The organism is Micromonospora sp. NPDC048909, assembly GCF_040649635.1.
Lineage (GTDB): Bacteria > Actinomycetota > Actinomycetes > Mycobacteriales > Micromonosporaceae > Micromonospora.
Genome location: NZ_JBEZFU010000018.1, coordinates 1 through 17,392 on the forward strand (window position 1 = coordinate 1; position 17,392 = coordinate 17,392).

At 70.3% G+C, this 17,392-nt stretch carries 8 protein-coding genes; 2 read left to right on the forward strand and 6 right to left on the reverse strand.

Annotated features, from left to right (window positions below; genetic code table 11):
- Positions 1-117: 117 nt before the first annotated feature.
- From AB0C04_RS30160 to AB0C04_RS30175, 4 genes are all read right to left on the reverse strand, one after another.
- Positions 118-2,883, reverse strand: coding sequence for a PQQ-dependent sugar dehydrogenase (locus AB0C04_RS30160; protein WP_357061436.1), 2,766 nt, complete (start codon positions 2,881-2,883; stop codon positions 118-120).
- Positions 2,884-3,049: 166 nt separating this feature from the next.
- Complete coding sequence (locus AB0C04_RS30165; protein WP_357061266.1) at positions 3,050-5,179, reverse strand: ThuA domain-containing protein; 2,130 nt, start codon at positions 5,177-5,179, stop codon at positions 3,050-3,052.
- 113 nt (positions 5,180-5,292) lie between these two features.
- A complete protein-coding gene (locus tag AB0C04_RS30170; protein ID WP_357061268.1) occupies positions 5,293-8,163 on the reverse strand; it encodes a ricin-type beta-trefoil lectin domain protein in 2,871 nt (956 codons plus the stop codon).
- Between the two features lie 183 nt (positions 8,164-8,346).
- Positions 8,347-11,490 (reverse strand): carbohydrate-binding protein, encoded by a 3,144-nt coding sequence (locus AB0C04_RS30175; protein WP_357061271.1) that lies wholly within the window; start codon positions 11,488-11,490, stop codon positions 8,347-8,349.
- A gap of 625 nt (positions 11,491-12,115) precedes the next feature.
- On the opposite strand from AB0C04_RS30175, the gene AB0C04_RS30180 reads away from it, so the two are divergent.
- The gene (locus tag AB0C04_RS30180; RefSeq protein WP_357061274.1) at positions 12,116-13,474 is read left to right on the forward strand and encodes a M28 family peptidase; all 1,359 of its coding nucleotides are present in this window, start codon (positions 12,116-12,118) and stop codon (positions 13,472-13,474) included.
- Positions 13,475-13,598: 124 nt separating this feature from the next.
- On the opposite strand, the gene AB0C04_RS30185 is transcribed toward AB0C04_RS30180, so the two are convergent.
- A complete protein-coding gene (locus AB0C04_RS30185) occupies positions 13,599-14,327 on the reverse strand; it encodes a DUF305 domain-containing protein (RefSeq protein WP_357061276.1) in 729 nt (242 codons plus the stop codon).
- A 230-nt stretch (positions 14,328-14,557) separates the two neighbouring features.
- Between AB0C04_RS30185 and AB0C04_RS30190 the strand changes: the two genes are divergently transcribed.
- Positions 14,558-16,330, forward strand: coding sequence for a hypothetical protein (locus AB0C04_RS30190; protein WP_357061277.1), 1,773 nt, complete (start codon positions 14,558-14,560; stop codon positions 16,328-16,330).
- Between the two features lie 129 nt (positions 16,331-16,459).
- On the opposite strand, the gene AB0C04_RS30195 is transcribed toward AB0C04_RS30190, so the two are convergent.
- Positions 16,460-17,386 carry an acetamidase/formamidase family protein gene (locus tag AB0C04_RS30195; protein WP_357061280.1) on the reverse strand — a complete coding sequence of 309 codons (927 nt, stop codon included), beginning with the start codon at positions 17,384-17,386 and terminating at the stop codon, positions 16,460-16,462.
- Between the last annotated feature and the right edge of the window lie 6 nt (positions 17,387-17,392).

The following is a 17,392-nucleotide window of genomic DNA, read 5'->3' on the forward strand; positions in this document are numbered from 1 at the left end:
GGGGGGCGGGGGCGGGGCGCCCGCTCTTTGTTTTGTGTTGAGCCTCGCGCCGGGGGGGGGGGGGGGGGGGGGGGGGGGGGGGGCCCCCCCCCCCCCCCCCCGCCGGTCTGGTGGTGGTCAGCCGTTGCCGAGGGTGAACTTCTCCCACGGTCCGACGGCGGCCCGGTTGGCGATCAAAGCGGCGGCGCCGCCGTTCTCGGCGACGACGTACATGTTGTTGACGGCGGCCCGCAGGCTGACCGTGCCGTCGCTGTTGCGGACCAGCGCGAACGTCTCCCACGCCCCGACCGCCGCGCGGTTGGCGACCAGCGGTTGCGCGCCGGCGTTCTCCGCGCAGACGTACATGCCGTTGCTGCGCGAGCGCAGCGCGACGTTGCCCGCGCCGAGGTCGACGAGGTCGAACCGCTCGGTGGCGCCGACGGTGGCCTTGTTGGCGATCAGCGCGGCGGTGCCGACGGCGCTGACGTACTGGTTGTTGGCGCCCGCCCGCAGGGTGGCTCCGGTGCCCCCGCCGGTGCCGCCGTCGAGGGTGAAGGCGTCCACGTCGAACAGGTTCCCGGCGCCGCCCTTGAAGACCAGGTACAGCGTGGTCGGCGCGGATGGCTGGTTGGTCAGCGCGGTCGACACGTTGGTGAAGGTGTCCCAGCCGCCGGTGGGCGCCACGGCCACGCTGCCGAGCAGGGTGCCGGTGGCCGAGCCGGCCCGCACCTCGATGGTGCCGCCGGGGCCGCCGGAGGAGACCCGCGCGGTGAACCGGGTGGCGGTGGCCAGATGGTACGGCTGGAACGAGATCCAGTCGCCGTTGTCGATGAAGCCGGCCGTGCGGCTGCCCTCCGCGCTGGCGTGCTCGGCGGTCTGGACGCCGCCGGACTGGGCGCCGAAGTGCTCGGCCTGCCGGTGCCGGGGCTGCAGGATGCGGGTGCTGCGCGAGGTCAGCCCGCCGTTGTCGGTGTAGCTGGCGTCGAAGACGCCGTAGATGTTGGCGGCGGTGTCGTGTTCCCCGTCGACCGGCACGGTGATGGTGCCCGAGCAGCCGTTGCGGACCGTGATCTCGTGGGCGTGGCTGTCGTGGCCGAGGGCGTAGGCCATCCGGACCCGCGAGCAGTCGATCGCGCCGTCCTCGGGGTCGGTGACGGTGACCTGGAACGGGACGGTGTCGCCGAAGGTGAACAGGGAGCCGTCGGTCGGGACGGTCAGCGTCACGGTCGGCGCGGCGTTGCCGACGGTGATCACCAGGCTCGCGGTGGCGGAGAGCCCGGTCGGGTCGGTGACCCGCAACGTCGGGGTGTACGTCCCGTTGGCGGTGTACGTCTTCGTCGGGTTGGCCGCGGTCGAGGTGGTGCCGTCGCCGAAGGTCCAGAGGTAGCTCAGCGCCCCGCCCTCCGGGTCCTGGCTGCCGGCAGAGGAGAAGGTGACGGTCAGCGGGCTGGGACCGGAGGTCCGGTTCGCTGCGGCGACGGCGATCGGGCTGCGGTTGCCACCACCGATGTACTCGATCCGGTAGAGCGCCTGGTTGTTCGACCCGGTGCCGTAGTCGAGCACGTAGAGCGCCCCGTCCGGGCCGAACGCCTGGTCCATAACCTGAGTGCCGCGCCACGGGAAGTCGGAGATCTCCCCGGGTGACCCGTCGGCGTTCACCGCGATCGCCTTGATCCAGCGCCGGCCGTACTCGCCGGCGAAGAACTGCCCGTTGAGCGAGGCCGGGAACTTGATGCTGGAGTTGAGGTTCGGGTCGTAGCGGTAGACCGGCCCGCCCATCGGCGACTCGGACCCGCCACCGAACTGTGGCGGCGACCCGGCGTCGCCGTACCTGATCCAGCTCGGCCGGGCCGCGGGCAGCGTGCTCTGGCCGGTGTTGCGGAACGAGTTGTTGGTCGGCCCGGCGGCGCAGTTGTACTTCGCCGCCGACGGCCCGGAGGGGAAGGTGTACTCGTTGTAGGTTTCGGTGCTGGTGTTGGTACCGGTGCAGTACGGCCAGCCGTAGTTGCCGGCGCTGGTGATCCGGTTGAACTCGACCTGGCCGCCGGGGCCGCGGTTCGGGTCGGTGCCGCCGGCGTCCGGGCCGTAGTCGCCCAGGTAGACCACGCCGGTGGGCTTGTCCACCGCCATCCGGAACGGGTTGCGGAAGCCCATCGCGTAGATCTCAGGCCGAGTGTTGGGCGTGCCGGCCGCAAAGAGGTTGCCCGCCGGGATGGTGTAGCTGCCGTCCGGCTGCGGCTTGATCCGCAGCACCTTGCCGCGCAGGTCGTTCGTGTTGCCCGAGGTCCGCTGCGCGTCGTACGCCGGATAGCGGTTGGTCCGCTCGTCGATCGGCGTGTAGCCGGCGGACTCGAACGGGTTGGTGTCGTCGCCGGTGGAGAGGTAGAGGTTGCCGGCGGCGTCGAAGTCGATGTCCCCGCCCACGTGGCAGCACATGCCCCGGTCGGCGTCGACCTGGAGCATGATCCTTTCGCTGGCCAGGTTCAACGTGTCGTCGGCGTTGAGGGTGAACCGGGACAGCCGCAGGTGCCCCTTCCACGGTGCGAAGTCCGCCGCGGTGCCGGTGGCCGGGGCGTCACCGCCCGGCGTGCTGAGCGTGGGGGAGTAGTAGAGGTAGAGGTGCCGGTTGGTGGCGAAGTTGGGGTCGGCCGCGACGCCCTGCAGGCCCTCCTCGTCGTGGGTGTAGACCGGCAGGGTGCCGGCGACCTTGGTGTTGCCGGCCGCGTCGGTGATCCGGACGGTGCCGTTGCGGGCGGTGTGCACCACCGACCGGTTCGGCAGCACGGCCAGTGACATCGGCTCGCCGAGTTCAGCCGTACCGGTGGCGAGGGTGACCTGCTGGTAGTCGGCGGCGGGGATGACCGCCGCCTGGGCGGCCTGCGGGGGTGCGACGGCGAGGACCACGGCGGCGGTGGCGACCGCCGTGGCCAGGTACGACCGGAGCCGCCGTCTGGGGTGTGCGGACACGGGACCTTCTTTCCGAGGGGGTGTGGGGGCCGACCGGTGCTGCGGTGGGCGGCCCCCGCGGACGAAGAGGTGGGACGGGACGAGCCGGGCCGGTGGACCGGGTTCAGCTGCCGTGGACCTCCAGCTCCCACAGCGAGTAGCCGTACGCGGGCAGGGCCCGCTGGGTGCCGTGCACGCGCAGGTAGCGGCCGGTGGCCGAGATCGCGAGGTCGTCGACGCCGCCGTCGCCGGTTGTCGTGGTGTGGACCGGCGACCAGGTCACGTTGTCCGAGGACACCTGCACCTGGTAAGCCCGCGCGTACGCCGCCTCCCAGGTCAACCGGACCCGGTTCAGGGCGCGGGACGCGCCGAGGTCGATCGAGATCCACTGCGGGTCGGCGTAGGCGCTGCCCCAGCGGGTTCCCGGGTTGCCGTCCACCGCGTTGCCCGGCACGTGCCCGCTGCCGGTCTCCACGCTGGACGCCGTCACCGGCCGACCCCGGGAGAGCAGGGTGCTCCCGGACGCGGTGCCGTAGACGTTGACGTCCCACAGCGAGTAGCCCCACTGGGTGGCCCGTTGGGTGCCGTACACCCGCAGGTAGCGGCCGGTGCCGGCGACCGTGAGGTCGTCGACGCCGCCGTCGCCGGTGGTCGTGCTGAAGACCGGCGACCAGGTGGCGTTGTCCGAGGACACCTGCACCTGGTACGCCCGCGCGTGCGCCGTCTCCCAGGCCAGCCGGACCCGGTTGATCGTGTACGTGGCGCCGAGGTCGATCGAGATCCACTGCGGGTCGGCGTAGGCGCTGCCCCAGCGGGTCCCCGGGTTGCCGTCCACCGCGTTGCCGGCCACGTGGCCGCTGCCGGTCTCCACACTGGACGCGGTGGCCGGCCGGCCCCGGGCCAGGTCGGTGGCGGGCGGCTCGCTCGGGCCGTCGGTCTTGATCCGCACGTTGCGGTAGTTGATGTCGAGCCCGGCGCCGTCGTTCTGCAACCCGATGTATCCGTTGGCGATGGCCCGGCTGCTCACGTAGTCATTGATCTTCACGCCGTTGAGCCAGATCTCGACCCGCTGACCGTGCACGCCGATCTCGTAGGTGTTCCAGGAGCCGGGTGGGTTGAGCGCCGCCGCCCGGGCGGCCTGGTTCGGGGCCTGGAAGCTGTAGACGCTGCCGGTGGTGCGCGCCGGATCGGCGTCGGTGGCGTCGATCTGGATCTCGTGGCCGGCGTCGACCGGGGCCCACGGGTCGCCCTGCGGATCGGGGAACCCGATGAAGACGCCGCCGTTGTCGTCGCCCGGCATCATCCAGTCGACCTTGAGCGAGTAGTTGCCGAAGGTGCGCACCGGGTACCAGAGCAGCCCCATCCCGCCGTACGAGGTGAGCGTGCCGTCGGCCAGGGTGAAGCCGCCCGGCCCGGCCTGCCGCCACTGGGCGAGACTGGCCTGGGTGCCGTCGAAGATCGGCGTGTAGCCGGGCTCCGGCCGGCAGTCGGCCGAGGTGGCGCCGCCGGCCACCTGGATTCCGCCGAGCAGCATCCGGGTGAAGTTCGGGTCGCTGTAGCTCTGCTCGGTGTGACCGAGGCCCGTGTACCAGGCGCGTCCGCCGCCGTAGCTGTGGCACCAGGTGATCGGGTGGTCGCCACCCATCGACCCGCCGCTGTACGACGACTCGTCGAGGCTGGCCAGCACCTTGACCGCCGAGCGGGGATTGGTCCGGTAGTTGTACCACTCGTCGGTGCGCGTCCAGGTCGACGGCAGGTGCGCGGTGGACGGGTTGGCCCGGTCCTCGACCCGGATGGTGGCCTGCTGGGTCGCCGGGTGCGAGGCGAAGTGCCCGCCGACCAGACCGCCGTACCAGGGCCAGTCGTACTCGGTGTCGGCGGCGGCGTGCACTCCGACGAAGCCGCCGCCGGCGGCCAGGTACGCCTCGAAGGCGCTCTGCTGCCCGGCGTTGAGCACGTCGCCGGTGGTGCTGAGGAAGACCACCGCCTGGTACTGGGCGAGGTTGGCGGTGCTGAAGGCGGCCGCGTCCTCGGTGGCGGTGACGGTGAAGCCGTTGGCCGTGCCGAGCTGTTGGATCGCGGCGATGCCGTTGGGGATGGAGGAGTGCCGGAATCCGGCGGTCTTGGAGAAGACCAGCACCTTGGTCAGCGGTGCGGCCTCGGCCGGGGCCGGGGTAACCGTTGCCGCACCGGCGGCGACGGCGAGTCCGGCGACCACGGCTGCGGCCGTCGCGATGATGGCGCGTCTGCGCATGTGGGGGCTCCTTGCTGGGGTCGGGGCCCGGGGGCCGTCCGTCGGCGCGAACGGCCCCGGGGTACTCGTCCGGTGCCGGCACCCCGGGGTGCCGGCGGCTGGGGTCGGTCGGGTCAGGGCAGGGTCCAGTTCTGCGCGGCGGTGCCGTTGCAGTCGTAGATCTGCAACTGCCGGCCGTTGCTCGGGTTGGAGGAGGGGATGTCGAGGCACCGGTTGGCCTGCGGGTTGCGCAGGCTGCCGTTGGGACCGGAGACCCACTGCTGGGCCCCGGTGCCGTTGCAGGTCCACAGGTGGATCGGCGTGCCGTTGGTGGTGCCGCTGGACTGGACGTCCAGGCACTTGCCCAGGCTGCGGATGGTGCCGTCGCCGGGCAGCGTCCACTGCTGGTTGGTCGCCCCGGCGATGCAGTCCCACATCTGGACGCGGGTGCCGTCGGCGGTGCCGCCGGCGTTGACGTCGACGCACTTGCCCATGCCCCGGATCGGGCCGGTGCGGGTGCCGCCGACCGGGGTGCTCACCCCGACGCCGGTGAACGTGTAGCTGTCCAGGTCGAGCAGCGCCCCGCCGGTGCCGCCGGTGAAGACGACGTAGAGGTCGTGGGTGTTGTCGTCGGGCTTGGTGACCGTGGCGCTGACCTCGGTGTAGTTGTCCCAGCCGCCGGTGTTGGGCACGGTGACCCGGGCGACCTCGGGCCCGGTGGGTGAGTCGTACCGGAAGGAGACGACGTTGCCGGCCTTGTCCGACGAGACCCTGGCCCGGACCCCGGTGATCCCCTTCAGGCTCACCGCGTGGTGCCGGACGTACTCGCCGTTCTGGATGTCACCGAGCCGGCGGCCGCCCTCGGCGCCGCCGGCATTGATCACCTGGGGGCCGTGCAGCGAGACGTAGTGCTCGGCCTGCCACTGCTTGGGCCAGAGCGTGACGTCCTTCTCCGCGGTCAGCGGCACCGATCCGGCGGCGCCCCGGTCGGTGTAGCCGGCCCGCAGCAGGAAGAAGAGCACCGAGTCCGGCCCGGCGTGCACCGGCCCGGTGTTGACGGTGAAGCCACAGCCGGTGCCCTGGCCCTCCTCGTGGGCGTGCTCCTGGTGACCCAGGGCCGCCCGGATCACCACGTTCGCGCAGGGGATGGTGCCGTCCTGTGCGTCGGTGGCGCTGCCGGTGGCGGTCAGGTTCTCGTCCCAGGAGAACAGGCCACCGTTGGGCAGCCCGTTCAGGGCGACGGTGGGCCGGTTGTTGCCCACCACGACGGCGATCTGCGTCGTGCCGGACCGGCCGGTGCCGTCGGAGACGGTGAGCCGGGCCCGCTTGTCGCCGTTGCTGGCGTACGTGTAGGTGGGGTTCGCGGCGGTCGAGTCGACGGTGCCGTTGCTGTCGAAGTCCCAGGCGTAGGTCAGCGGGTCGCCGTCCGGGTCGCTGCTGCCGGCGCTGGAGAAGCTGACCGTCAGCGGGCTGAGCCCGTTGTCCGGCGTCGCCGAGGCGACCGCGGTCGGGGACCGGCCGCCGGCGACGTAGTTGATTTTATAGAGGCCGGCGGCGGCGTCGCCGGAGAAGTAGCCGTTGCCGTACTCCAGCAGGTAGAGCGAGCCGTCCGGGCCGAACTCCATGTCGATCGGGTGGACGAACGACAGGCCGGCCAGCACCGGCTCGATGACCGTCGGGTTGCCGGTTCGTGCGTTGCCGTTGTCGAACTGGACCTCCTTGATCCAGTTACGGCAGTACTCCGTGATGATCAGCTTGTTGTCGTAGTACTGCGGCCACTTCACCTCGGAGTTCAGGTTGGGGTCGTAGTGGTACACCTCGGCGTGGTTGGGTGAGCCGCAGCCACCCGGGTTGTCCAGGGCCGGCCACTCCCGGCTGCCGCCGTGCTGCTCCCAGACCAGCGCGCCCCGGGTCGGGGGCAGCTGCTGCAGCCCGGTGTTGCGCGGCGAGTTGTTCACCGGGCCGGTGCTGCCGCCACAGGGGAACCAGCCGCGCGGCGCGTTGGCGGCGAAGTCCCAGTCGTTGTAGGCGACGTTGGGCCCGCCGCAGTACGGCCAGCCGTGGTTGCCCGGCGCGGTGGCCCGGTTCCACTCGTCGTACGCCGCCGGTCCCCGGTTGGGAAGGGTCGCGCCCGCGTCCGGCCCGACCTCACCCCAGTAGAGGGTGTTGCCGTTCTTCTTGTCGACCCACACCCGGTACGGGTTACGCAGGCCCATGACGTAGATCTCCGGGCGGGTGCCGCTGGTGCCGGGTGCGAAGAGGTTGCCCGCCGGGACCGTGTACGTGCCGTTGTCCTCCGGGTGGATGCGGTTGATCTTTCCCCGCAGGTCGTTGGTGTTGCCCGAGGTGCGCTGTGCGTCGTACTGCGCGTCGCGGCTGGTCCGCTCGTCGATCGGCGCCATGCCCGCCGAGTCGCCGCCGGAGTTGGTGTTGTCGCCGACGGCGAAGTACAGGTTCTCGTTGCTGTCCCAGGCCATCGATCCGGCCGAGTGGCAGCAGAGCCGCCGTTCGGTCGGCCACTCGATGAGTCTCGTCTCGCTCGCCGGGTCGAGCACCAGGGTGCTCGGGTTGAAGGTGAACCGCGAGATGCGGTTCACCAGCGGCGTCGCGACCGGCGAGTAGAACAGGTACACCCAGCGGTTCGAGGCGAACCTCGGGTGCAGGGTGATGCCGATCAGGCCGTCCTCGAACCGGGCGTCGAGCTGGAGGGTCAGCGCGACCGTGGTGGTGCGGTTGGTCGGGTTGTAGAGGCGCACCTGTCCACCGCCGGAGCTGGTGCCCCGGTTGATGTAGAGCACCTTGCCGTCGGGCAGGACGGACAGCTCGATCGGCTCCCCCATGGAGAGCCCGCCGTCGAGCTTGACCTTCTCGAACTGGTTGGTCGGGGGCGGCGCCGCCACCGCCGGCGGGGCGGCGGTGGTGACGCCGATGAGAATCGGCAGCAGGCCGGCGAGGGTGGCCAGGACGACGGCCGCGACGAAGCGCGGACGCGGTTTGCGGATCATGGCGTTCTCCGGTGTTCGGGGGACGGGGACGGCCGAACCAGTCGGGCGTGCGGCACCGGCGGGTGTACGCAAACCCGGGAGGGGAGAGGTGGGGTCGAGCCGGGCCGCCGACGCCCGGGTCGACAGGGGGACACGGGGATGCCGGCCGGCCGGCGGGCCCGGTCCGGCCCGCCGGCTCCGGCGTCAGGCGGGAACGAGGTCGAACTTCTCCCAGGGGCCGATCGCGTCCCGGTTCGCGATCAACGCCTCGGCCCCGGCGTTCTCGGCGACCACGTACCTGTTGTTCACCGTCGCCCGCAGGCTTACCGAGCCGTCCGAGTTACGCACCAGGGCGAAGGTCTCCCACGACCCCGCCGCCGCCCGGTTGGCGACCAGCGGGTTGGCGCCGGCGTTCTCGGCACAGACGAACAGGTTGTTCACCCGGGCCCGCAGGCCGACGTTGCCGCCGCCGAGGTCGACCTGGTCGAACTGCTCCGAGCCGCCGATCGCGGTGGCGCTCGCCATCAGGTTGCCCGCGCCACCGTTGGTGGCGGAGACGTACCGGCCGTTGGCCTGGGCCCGCAGCGCGACGGCCCCGCCCGTCGGTGGGCTGCTGCCGGTGAGGACCCGGATCGCGTCCACCATGCCCACCGAGGTGCTCTTGTTGACGATGCGGATGGTGTGCGTGCCGTTGGTCAGCCCGGTCCGGCGGAACACGACCTGTTGGGCCTGGCGGGGACCGGCGACATACAGGTTGACGTTGCCCTGGAGGACGTTGTCCAGGTAGACGTCGACGTTGCCCATGTCGCTGAACCGCTCGGAGAGGTACTCCACCCCGGTGCCGGTGAAGGTGTAGCTGGCGGCGGCGCCGACGGTGGTGCTGTGGTGGGTGTCGTCGTTGTAGTCGCCGTACCCCCGGGCGGTGGTGTGGTGCCAGTTGGCGTCGTAGGTCAACATCGTGTCGTTGACCAGCCCGCCGCTGCCGGCACCGGCGAGGCCGAGGGTCGAGGCGGTGCCCGACAGCGCCTTCTCGCCCTGGTTCGTGGTGCCGGTGAGGGTGGTGAGGGCGTACGTCGACAGCGGCTTCGCAGTGCGCTCCACCACGTACACCGTGTTCGCCGCGGTGGTGAAGGTGATCTCGGCGGCTGAGGTGGTCGTCAGCACGGCGTTGTCCGAGGCGCGGCGGACCCGTACCTCCTGGCCGCCCCACGGGTTCACCACCCGGGCCGGCTTGCCGTGCAGGCTGCGCAGGCCGACGTACTTGACCTCGCCGGCCTCCCGTTCCGAGCTGACCAGGAACCCGTCCTTGGCCAGCAGGGTGAACCTGCCGACGAAGCTGGAATCGGTCGGCACGGCCGGAAAGACCCGGATCTTGTCGTTGTACGACTGCAACAGCGACTCGTTCATCGCCGCCAGGTGGATGCCGAGGTACTCGAAGACGCCGTTGGTGTTGTTGGTCATTCCGTTCGGGTAGTTCTGGTACTTCTGCAGCATCGTCCGCATGCCCTGGAACGCCTGGTTGCCGAGGCCGAGCCGGGCGGCGTGCACGTGGTCGTTGGACCAGACGTTGCCGTACGGGTGCGGGCGTACGTTCCAGGTGTTGATCGCGGTCTGCTGGTCGGGGTAGCCGATGCCGGTCTGGTCGTAGGGCCAGACCAACTCCAGCGCCACGTTCTCGTTGTTGCGGGTCTGGGAGATCGGCGGATCGTGCGGCAGGTACGCCCCGTTCTGGACCTGGTACGGGGCCAGGTTGTTCACGATGTTCTGCCAGTTGGCCCGCAGCCCGGCGTCGAGGCCGAGCTGTTGGCTCACCTGGATGGCGAGCGGGAAGAGCAGTCGCACCGCGGCCAGGTCGGTGATGGCGTTGCGGACGTCCCAGTACGTCTCGTGCGCGTTCGAGTTGGCCATGTACCACCGGCCGGTGGCGCCGTCGCGGTCCAGCATGTCCTCGTAGAACTTCACCGCCTCGCGCATGTACGGGTAGGCGGTGTTGCGCAGGTACGCCTCGTCGTTGGTGTACCGGTACTGCAGGTACATGTTGTAGGCGGCCTCGGTGCCGGTCGAGTAGAGGTCGTTGACGTAGTCGCTGTTGACGGTGCCCCGGGCGTTGCCGTCCCAGCCCATCGTCTCCGGCACCCAGAGCCCGTCGCTGCCGTAGCGGGTGGTGGTGTACGACTTCAGCGCCGCGAGGTTGCGGCTGTAGAGCCGGTTGAAGCCGGCCATGAGGTCCACGTGGTTGCTGGCCAGGAACGAGTTGTAGACGTCGCGCTGGTTCCAGTACCAGTACCCGTTGCTCCACTTGGAGTTGTCCTGGGTGGCCCGGAAGACCCCGTTGATGAAGTGCAGCGGATAGTTGCCGTAGCCGCCCGCGGCGATCATGTAGGTCGCCAGGTAGTAGACGTTCTCCAGGTAGTCGGCGTCGCCGCCGGCATTGGAGTACTGGACGAACGACCTGGCCCAGAAGTCGTGCCACCAGGTGCGGTAGTTGTTCAGCGTGGTGGCGTAGCCGACGCTCTTGACGGTCGCGAGCTGGTTCTTCGCCTGGGTCACCGAGTTGAGCCCGGGCGAGTTGATCCGGCTGGCCGCGGTGAACCAGACGGTGTAGCTCGACGTGGGGGTGATGGTCAGTCGGACCCGGGTGCCGTTGACCACCTGGGAGGTGTAGGACGCTCCCTCGACCGTGGCGGCCAGGGTGTACCCGAAGTTGTTCGCGTCGGTCTGTCCACGGCTCAACCCGACGCCGCTGGCGTCGGCGAAGGTGGAGACGGTCCGCCAGGTGTTGAGGTCCGGGACGTCGGCGATGTTCTGGACGCTGTTCATGTCCCAGAGGCTCAGGTCGAGGCCGACACTGGTCACCCCGGGACGGCTGTCCTCGACGTGGATGCCCATCACCTCGGAGTTGGGCGCACCCATGACGGTGACCGTGCGGTTGTTGTCGTACCTCGTGGTCAGCGTCCCGTCGTGGAGCGAGAGTCGCTGCTGGAACGTGGTGTAGCCGGTGTCGAGTTGCGGATTGCTGTAGAGGTTGACCAGGCCGGCGGCGTAGGTCGACTGCTGGGCCAGGTCCACGCCGGAGACCTGCATGCTCAGGCCGTTGGCGTTCCAGGCCATGGCACCGGTCCGGCCGTTGCCGACGGTGAGGCCGTGCAGCGGGTTGGTGTTCGGTCGGTTGTAGACGATGTCGTGCTTGGCCAGGTAGGCGGCCCGGTTGACGTTCAGGGTCCCGGTGCCGGTATTGAATGCGGCGTCCGTCGGTGCTGCGGCGGCCGGTCCGCCCGACCCGATGGCGACGGCGCCACCGGCGAGCAGGACGGCGAGCGCGATACGCAGCGGCGTTCTCACCTTCATCGACACGATCTCCTCTGGATCGTCCGTGCGGATGATGTCTCGCGCCCCGGGGAGGTGCCCCGGTCTGCCCGCGTCCGCCGAAACGCGGGCGACGTCGAGACGGATCTGGGACGGTGCCCACCACCGTCGGCTGAACCGACGGCCAGGTAAACATCGACCCACATCGTTGATATGCAGTTAACATCGGACGTCTTTGTGGGTCAATCCTTCTGGTTCGACAATCTTGAGCTGCCAGTGCCGTGTTGGCCCAGCAGTCGGTGCGATACATCCGACGAATCGGCCCGGCGGTACACGGTGGACACGGAAGCGGCGGAACACTCCGATCAACAGCGGTGATCTGCGTGATCGGGCGTCGAGCGACCGCACCTCGACCGGCCCTCACCGCCGGACCTGGCCGGCCGGCCTGGCCAGGGCGACTGCACGGCCCTCCGACGACCGCCGAACAGATCTTGGAGAGACCGCGAAGAAGTGGATAGGTTCAAATTTCTGTGGGCTCGGTCACCTACCGGTTCGCCGGGCTCGCCAAAGATCAGGAGGACCCATGACCCACGGCGGCCATCCCGCTACGTCCACTACCGACACGTCCGCTACCGACCCGGCCAGCTCCACCGCCAGCCGACGACGCATGTTGACCATCGCCCTCGGTGGCGCCGCCACCGTGGCCCTTCCCGCGCCGGCGTGGGCGGCGACCGAGCAGCGTCCCGGCGCCCACCGTCCGCCTGCGCTCACCCCCGACGACCGCAAGGTCATCGCTCAGGTCTCAGCCGAGCGGGCGCTGTCCCACCTGCGTGTCCTCAGCGAAGAGATCGGGCCGCGCATCGGCGGCACCGCCTCCGAGCGCCGCGCCGCGGACTACATCGCCAAGGAGCTCGAACACCTCGGCTACGACGTCCGGCTGGAACCGTTCGCGGTGGCGGACAAGTTCCTCGCTCAGCTCGCCTCGCCGGCCGGACTGCCGACCGACCTGAACTGGCAGGCCGGTGCCTCACCGCACGCCGCGCTGGACACCACCGTCGCCGGTGACGTGGTGGACGTGGGCGCAGGCGCGGCGGAAAACTACCCCGCCGACGTGACCGGCCGCATCGTTCTCGTCGACTATGTGGCGGCGCGGCGCGAGCAACTGGTGGCCGTCGCCCTGACCCGTGGGGCAGCCGCCGTCGTGTTCCTCGCGGCCGACGGCGTACCGCCCCGGCGGACCGCGGCGTTCTCGCCGACGCTGCCGGGTTCGGCCAGCTCGCCGGTGCCGATTCCGGTGGTCGGGGTCGCCCAGGCGCAGAAGGAGCGGCTGCGCGGCCTGCTCGCCACCGGTCGGCTCACGCTCACCATCTCCACCGTCGCGCACCGCGGCCTGACCTCGAACAACGTCATCGCCGAGCGGGTCGGGCGCTCCGGTGCCGGCGGGCCGGTGGTGATGGTCAGCGCCCACTACGACACGGTCATCGGCGCACCTGGCGCCAACGACGACGGCTCCGGCACCGTGCTCTGCCTCGAGTTGGCCCGGGTGCTGCGCGCGATCCCGGTCGAGGCCACCCTCCGGTTCGCCCTGTGGGGCTCCGAGGAGCAGGGGCTGCTCGGCGCGCGCCATCACGTACGGCAACTCCCGCAGGCGGAACGGGACCGGATCCTCGCCGTGTACCAGAACGACATGGTCGCCACCAGCTGGGACCCGGCGACCCGCTACTGGCTGCTCTCGTTCACCGGCCAGTCCAACCGGGCCACCGACGAGGTCGCGGCCGCCGCCGTTCGCCTCGGCTACGACCCGCGGATCTCGCCGGTGACGCAGCGCGGCTCCAGTGACCACCAGGCCTTCCAGGAGGTCGGTATCGCCAGTGCCAACTTCTCCTGGCGCGGCGAGGAGACCCCGGCGCTGCTGGAGCCGCCGTACCACACGCCGGAGGACACCATCGCCAAGAACATCAGCCTCGAGCGGCTCCAGGTGTCGCTCGAGCTGATCGGTTGCGCCACGTACGCGACCGCTCGCTGAACCATCCCGCCCGTGGCATCGGAGCTGGCGCCACGGGCGGGGCCATGCGGTAGCGGGCGTCGCATCGGTTTGTCCCCGGTGCGGCGCCCGCGCTCATGCCTTCCCTGGCCCCCTGCCGAGGGCGCTACTTCGCGTCGCCCAGCGTCTGGCGCATCCGGTTGATCTCGGCCCCCTGCTCCACGACGACGCTGCTGGCCAGCTCGTTGATGAGGTTGTCGACACCGAGCGCCAGCACCTCGTCCGCCATGTCGATGGCGCCCTGATGGTGCTCGGTCATCATGCTGACGAACAGCCGGTCGAACTCGACGCCGCGCAGGGCGGTGAGGCGGTTCAGCGCGTCCGCCGACTGCATCCCACCCATGGTGTGCTGGTGCTCGGTGCCGGAGTCGCGGGGCAGGCCCCGGTCCGTCAGCCAGGTCTCCAGCGTCTTGATCTCCGGTTCCTGGGCCGCCAGGATCCGGTCGGCGATGATCCTGAACTGCGGGTTCTCGCACCGGTCGGCCACCAGCCGGGCCATCACGAGCGCCTGCTCGTGGTGCGGGATCATCTTGGTGACGAAGCGGATGTCGGCGTTGTTGTACGACGGGCGCGGTGCGGGTGACGCCTCGTTCGCCGGTCGGCTCCGCGCGGATTCGCCGGGCCGCCCCGGCATCAGCACCGGCGCGGTGGCGTCCGGCAGGCCGGGCAGGTCGAGCGGCTGCGGAGGCTTCGCCTGCGCCGTCGGCCGCGAGTCGCCGTCGGGCAGCGCGACGGTCACCGCCGCCCCGAGGGCCAGGACCGTCAGTACGGCCAGCTCGATCAGCACAATCGCCCTCGACTGCCGGGAAAGCGCCCGGAACGGTCCACTCAGCACAACTCGACTCCCGCCGTACGCCTGGATTGGCGGGATGGTATCCCGGGGTCCGCCTGCATTGGCAAGATCACCGGCAGCGAAAAGGTTCGATTGCCTGACCTGCGGTTGTTTGGACCGGCGTAATTCTCGGCCATTGGCCGAACCGTGATCTAAACCCGCGCCAGCCGGGTGTCACATCAGGGATATCGTCCCGCTACCTCCTGCTCACCCATGACGAAGGGTGTCGCTACATGTCTCAACCCAATCCACGAGCGAGCCGAAGGCGGGCCGTCGGCCTGGCCGCCGGCGGCGCCCTCCTCCTCGCCGCCGTTGTGGCGGTTGCCGCCCCGGCGAGCGGTGCCGTCGACTCGACGCAGAGCACCGACAACTGTGAGTCGTTCCGGGCCGCCGGCGACAACTTCGCCGAGTACTGCATCGCGGAGGAGGCGGCCAACGACGTGTCCGCCGCCAACGCGATCCCGGGCGTCGACGAGATCTCCAGCACCGCCAACATCCGGCAGATCGCCAACATCCCGAAGTTCGGCGGGTTCGCCAGCGAGGGGGCGTACAACTCGGATCTGGCGTTCCAGGGCAACTACGCCTTCGCCGGCAACTACGAGGGCTTCAACGTCTTCGACATCACCGACCCCAGCTCGCCGCAGGTGACCAGCCAGGTGGTCTGCCCGGGCTCCCAGGGCGACCCGACCGTCTTCGGCAACCTGCTGTTCCTCGCCGTCGACGCGCCCCGCAGTGACGACTCGTGCAACAGCGCGAGCGGCTCTTCGGCCCAGGCGAGTTCCTGGGAGGGCGTCCGGATCTTCGACATCAGCGACAAGGCGAACCCGCGGTACATCAAGGCGGTCCGCACCGACTGCGGTTCGCACACCCAGACGCTGGTGCCGAGCAAGGACGGCAAGAGCGTCTACGTCTACGTCCAGTCGTACGGTCCGTCGAACAACGCGTTCTACTGCAAGCCGCCGCACGACAAGATCTCGATCATCAAGGTGCCGCTGGGCAGCCCGACCGACGCCGCCGTGGTGGCCACGCCGGTCCTCTTCCCGCAGACCGCCGGCGCCACCTCCACCAGCGGCTGCCACGACATCACCGCCTACCCGGAGCTGGACCTGGCCGCCGGCGCCTGCATGGGTGACGGCGTCCTGATGGACATCTCCGACCGGGAGAACCCGGTGATCCTGAGCCAGGTCCGGGACACCAACTTCGCGTTCTGGCACTCGGCCACGTTCAACAACGCCGGCACCAAGGTCGTGTTCACCGACGAACTCGGCGGCGGCAGCGGCGCGATCTGCACCAGCGGCTACCGGGCCAACCAGGGCGCGAACGGGATCTACGACATCGTCGGTTCCGGCGCGGATCGTGAGCTGGTCTTCAAGGGCTACTTCAAGATCCCGCGGTTGAACACCACGCTGGAGAACTGCGTGGCGCACAACGGCTCGCTGATCCCGGCGATGGGCCGCGACATCATGGTCCAGGCCTGGTACCAGGGCGGTGTCTCGGTGATCGACTTCACCGACTCGGCGAACCCGGTCGAGATCGCCTACTGGGAGCGGGGTCCGCTGTCGGACACCCGCCGCGTCCTCGGCGGGGCGTGGTCGACGTACTACCACAACGGCTACATCTACTCGAACGACATCCAGAAGGGCTTCGACGTCCTCAAGCTGGACGACCCGCGGACGAACAACGCCCGGGCGGTGGCCTTCGCTGAGCTGAACGTGCAGACGCAGCCCAGCTACCCGGCCTGCACCACCGTCCTGCGTGAGCGGCGCAACGGCAGCCTCAACATCACGTCCGGCGTCACCTGCCTGGACGGGGCGAGCGTCAACGGTGCGATCAAGGTCGCTCCGGGCGCCGGCCTGATCGTCTTCAACTCGACCCTCAACGGTTCGCTGCACGCGAGCGGTGCCTCGGTGGTGTCGATCGTGGAGAGCCGGGTGAACGGCTCGGTGGACGCCATCGGCGCGACCATCCGGGACAGCAAGATCAACGGATCGGTGCGGACGAGCTGATCCGCACACCCGTTGGAAGCACCACGCTCCGGCCCGGCGGTATCCGCCGGGCCGGAGCCCGTCCCGGTCCGGGACGCGCTGCCGCAGCCTGCGGGGTGCGACCGCCGGTACGTCGCCCACGGCCTCGGCTCAGCGCAGCGCGTCGTCGCGGAGCACCGCGTGCGCGCCGACGGTCTGGTTGACGATCTGCGTCACCCGTAGGTCGACCGCGACGCTGGCCAGCGCCACCGCGTCCGGGCGACTCACGCCGTGGAGCCGTTGCATCAGGGTCAGCATCGAGTCCAGGGCCATGAACGTCGCGTCGTCGAGGGTCGCGCCGACGCCGAGGGTCAGCCAGGCGTCCGCGGTCCTGGCCACCGGGCCGGTGACCGGAAAGTCGTCGCGGACGTCGAAGGTGAGGCTCACCTCGTCCATCGGGCACTCGATCGCGGTGCCGCCGATCTCCCCGTCGCCCTGCGCGGCGTGCCCGTCGCCGACCGAGAAGAGCGCTCCGTCGACCGTGATCGGCAGCAGCAGGGTGCTGCCGGCGGTCAGGTCCTTGCAGTCCAGATTGCCGCCGCAGGGCCGGGGCGGGACCGTCGAGTGCCGCCCCGGCTCGGCCGGCGGCAGGCCGAGCACTCCCATGAAGGGGCGCAGCGCCACGGTGTGGCCGTGCTGGTTGCGACCGGTCATCGCCACCGGGTCGAGTTCCCAGGCGTGGACGACCCCTTCCTGCGCGACGCCGTAGCGTTGGTTGAAACCGCTCGGCCAGCCGCCGGCGACGGTGGTTCCCCAACTGGCCGGGACGATCGTGTCGATCCGCACGGAAAGGGTCTGGCCGGGGCGGGCACCGCGGACGGCGACCGGACCGATCAGCGCGTGTCCGTGGTCGGGCTGGTACTGCGGGGCCCGCGGTCGTTCCCGGTGCGGCCCGCCCGGGTACGGGCCGGCCGACCACCAGCAGTCCAGCGTCCGGTAGGTGACGGTGTCGCCGGAATCGACGGTGAGCACCGGCGGGAAGTCGGGGGAGAAGTGGCCGTGAAGGGTGTCGTCGCCCGGTGCGAGAGTGTGTCGCATCCGGGC

Bases quoted from the DNA above. Each gene is read 5' to 3' on its own strand.
- AB0C04_RS30165 (WP_357061266.1), bottom strand. From the start codon at position 5,179: ATGCGCAGACGCGCCATCATCGCGACGGCCGCAGCCGTGGTCGCCGGA.
- AB0C04_RS30170 (WP_357061268.1), bottom strand. From the start codon at position 8,163: ATGATCCGCAAACCGCGTCCGCGCTTCGTCGCGGCCGTCGTCCTGGCC.
- AB0C04_RS30175 (WP_357061271.1), bottom strand. From the start codon at position 11,490: ATGAAGGTGAGAACGCCGCTGCGTATCGCGCTCGCCGTCCTGCTCGCC.
- AB0C04_RS30180 (WP_357061274.1), top strand. From the start codon at position 12,116: ATGTTGACCATCGCCCTCGGTGGCGCCGCCACCGTGGCCCTTCCCGCG.
- AB0C04_RS30190 (WP_357061277.1), top strand. From the start codon at position 14,558: ATGTCTCAACCCAATCCACGAGCGAGCCGAAGGCGGGCCGTCGGCCTG.
- AB0C04_RS30195 (WP_357061280.1), bottom strand. From the start codon at position 17,386: ATGCGACACACTCTCGCACCGGGCGACGACACCCTTCACGGCCACTTC.